This is a genomic window from Mesorhizobium sp. M7A.F.Ca.ET.027.03.2.1, assembly GCF_003999175.1.
Lineage (GTDB): Bacteria > Pseudomonadota > Alphaproteobacteria > Rhizobiales > Rhizobiaceae > Mesorhizobium.
This window is the reverse complement of record NZ_RZOM01000982.1, coordinates 1-2346: the sequence shown is the minus strand read 5'-3', so window position 1 is coordinate 2346 and position 2346 is coordinate 1. Positions and strand designations below refer to the sequence as shown.

Here is a 2346-nt window from a genome sequence, read left to right as displayed (position 1 = left end):
AAGTAACAGCTCGCCGAGAGCCGGGACGAAAAGAGTTGCAGCGCCTTGGAATGGCAACAGATTGAAAGTGTGCTCTCTCACCACCACATGAATATGTGTTGAGGGACTCATGTCTGTCTTTTGGACTTGGAATGGTTTGAAGAGGAACGCGCCTGGCGTGATACTCTTTATCGGTGCGTTTGCGATTATGATCATGTCGGCGGCAAATAAATGGGCCAACGACGCCAGCCCGATCCGATCGGTCGACACATTCGACGCAAACGTCGAAAGTGTCCAGTTGGACCATGGCCGCGGCATATATCTGGTTTCTATCGAGAACGGTTCGTCTGTCCTTATCGATGACGATCGCCCGCATCTGATCGGCTCGCGCACAAGCATTGAACGCGTCACGCGCGACAATGGCTTCGTCTTCTACCGATTCGTGAATTGAACCATGGCGACAGCATTTTCTCTCAAAAACCGCCTGCTTCTGTTTCAGGCAGAATACTGCGATGCGGTTATTGGTGTCACTTTCTTCTGCACACTGCCTCTGGCGGCGCTGATCCCAATTGCGATGAACCAGGACAATCCGGTTGTGGCAACTCAGCGTGTGATGGGCACCGTCGAGTATGTCAGGTTAATGCCCATCAATCCGAAGATGGCCGCCGGGCGTGGGCTGTATTACACATACGACGTCCGCCTTGATGGCAGCAACGCGGTGACATCCATCGACGATGAAGTGGGGATGCCGCACCTCGTCGGTTCGGTCATCCCCATCGAGCGGCAACATCATAAGCGCGGCGGAGACACCTATCGGTTTCTCAATCGGTGAAGACGCGTGCTCACAAGTTCAGTTCTGTTCTGACGATCAGTTAAGCCGCCCCAACCTATCCACCAGCAACGCGAAAAAACCGTCATGGTCGATGTCGCGCATCACCATGGCGTTCTTTGGCCGCTTGGTGACGCCCCACCAGTCGATCACGGTCATGCCCATGGTCAGTTCCGAGGCGGTTTCCACGCTGACGTTGCAGTTGCGGCCCTTGAACAGGTCCGGCTTCAACAGATAGGCGATGACGCAGGGGTCGTGCAGCGGGCCGCCGTCGGTGCCGTATTTCTCCTCGTCGAAGCGCTCGAAGAATTCCAGCATCTCGGCGGTGGCGGTGCCGACCTTGGTGCCGAGCGCGCGGAAGGTTTGCGTGCGCTTGGCGGTGGTCAGCGCCTTATGGGTGACATCGAGGGGCATCATCACGATCGGAATGCCGGATTTGAGCACGACATCGGCGGCCTGCGGATCGACGTAGATGTTGAATTCGGCGGTCGGGGTGACATTGCCGCCTTCGAAGAAGCCGCCGCCCATCAGCACGATTTCCTTGATGCGTGGTGCGATACGCGGCTCGCGGATCAGCGCCAGCGCAATGTTGGTGAGCGGGCCGAGCGCACAAAGCGTGATCGTGCCGCTTTCTTCCCCCATCAGCGTCTCGACGATGAAATCGACCGCGTACTGGTCCTGCAGCTTCATCGTCGGTTCGGGCAATTGCGGTCCGTTGAGACCGGTCTTGCCATGCACTTCCTCCGCGGTGACCAGTTCGCGCATCAGGGGCCGGATGGCGCCGGCATAGACCTTGATGTCCGGACGGCCAGCCAACTCGCAGATCTTGCGGGCATTCTTTTCGGTAAGCTTCAGCGGCACGTTTCCGGCAACGGCTGATATGCCGACGATCTCCAGTTCGGAGCTGCCGAGCGCCAGCAATATGGCGACGGCATCATCCTGACCGGGATCCGTGTCGATGATGATCTTGCGTGATTGGGGCATTTCAATTCCTTGTTTGGCGAGGTCGTGGGCTTGAACCGATCCGATCGAAACATCCAAATGACGCCGAAGCGGTCGCAAGCTGCCATGTCGAACCGCTCGACCGGGAAAGACAATTCCCGACCTGCGCGCTTCTCCTTGCATCTGCTCGCCGTTTCAAGCGCCATGTCGATCATTCCTGTGAGTCCACGCCTGGTCTTTTTGGGCGGGTCTGTTGACGGCTTGAACTTGGTCGCGGGGCGGACCATATCAAGACCATCGGGAAAAATGCCATCTGGGTTTTTCCACTTTATGTCGCTCTTGAGAGGACAGTGTAACATGAGCCGAATGACGCCCTTTTCCAGCCCGCTTCTCCTTGGTTTCGACGCCATGGAAAAGACCCTGGAACGCTTGGCGAAATCCGGCGACAGCTACCCTCCCTACAACATCGAACGCCTCAGCGGCGCCGACGGCAAGACCGAAAGGTTGCGCATCACATTGGCGGTCGCCGGTTTCGCCGAAAGCGATCTCGATGTCACCACGGAGGAAAACCAGTTGGTCGTGCGCGGCCGTCAGAC

4 protein-coding genes are annotated in these 2346 nt (G+C 57.5%); 3 read left to right on the top strand and 1 reads right to left on the bottom strand.

Going from position 1 to position 2346, the window contains the following annotated elements; all coding sequences use genetic code 11:
• The first annotated feature begins 157 nt into the window (after positions 1-157).
• The gene (locus EN750_RS29970) at positions 158-430 is read left to right on the top strand and encodes a hypothetical protein (RefSeq protein ID WP_245481868.1); all 273 of its coding nucleotides are present in this window, start codon (positions 158-160) and stop codon (positions 428-430) included.
• Between the two features lie 3 nt (positions 431-433).
• Positions 434-811: a hypothetical protein gene (locus tag EN750_RS29965; RefSeq protein ID WP_127398896.1), complete on the top strand. Its 378-nt coding sequence runs from the start codon at positions 434-436 to the stop codon at positions 809-811.
• Positions 812-847: 36 nt separating this feature from the next.
• Here EN750_RS29965 and EN750_RS29960 read toward each other — a convergent pair whose 3' ends face one another.
• Complete coding sequence (locus EN750_RS29960; RefSeq protein ID WP_127398895.1) at positions 848-1792, bottom strand: nucleoside hydrolase; 945 nt, start codon at positions 1790-1792, stop codon at positions 848-850.
• Positions 1793-2107: 315 nt separating this feature from the next.
• On the opposite strand from EN750_RS29960, the gene EN750_RS29955 reads away from it, so the two are divergent.
• Positions 2108-2346, top strand: a 239-nt coding sequence (locus EN750_RS29955) for an Hsp20 family protein (protein WP_127398898.1), incomplete at its 3' end; no start/stop codon positions are given.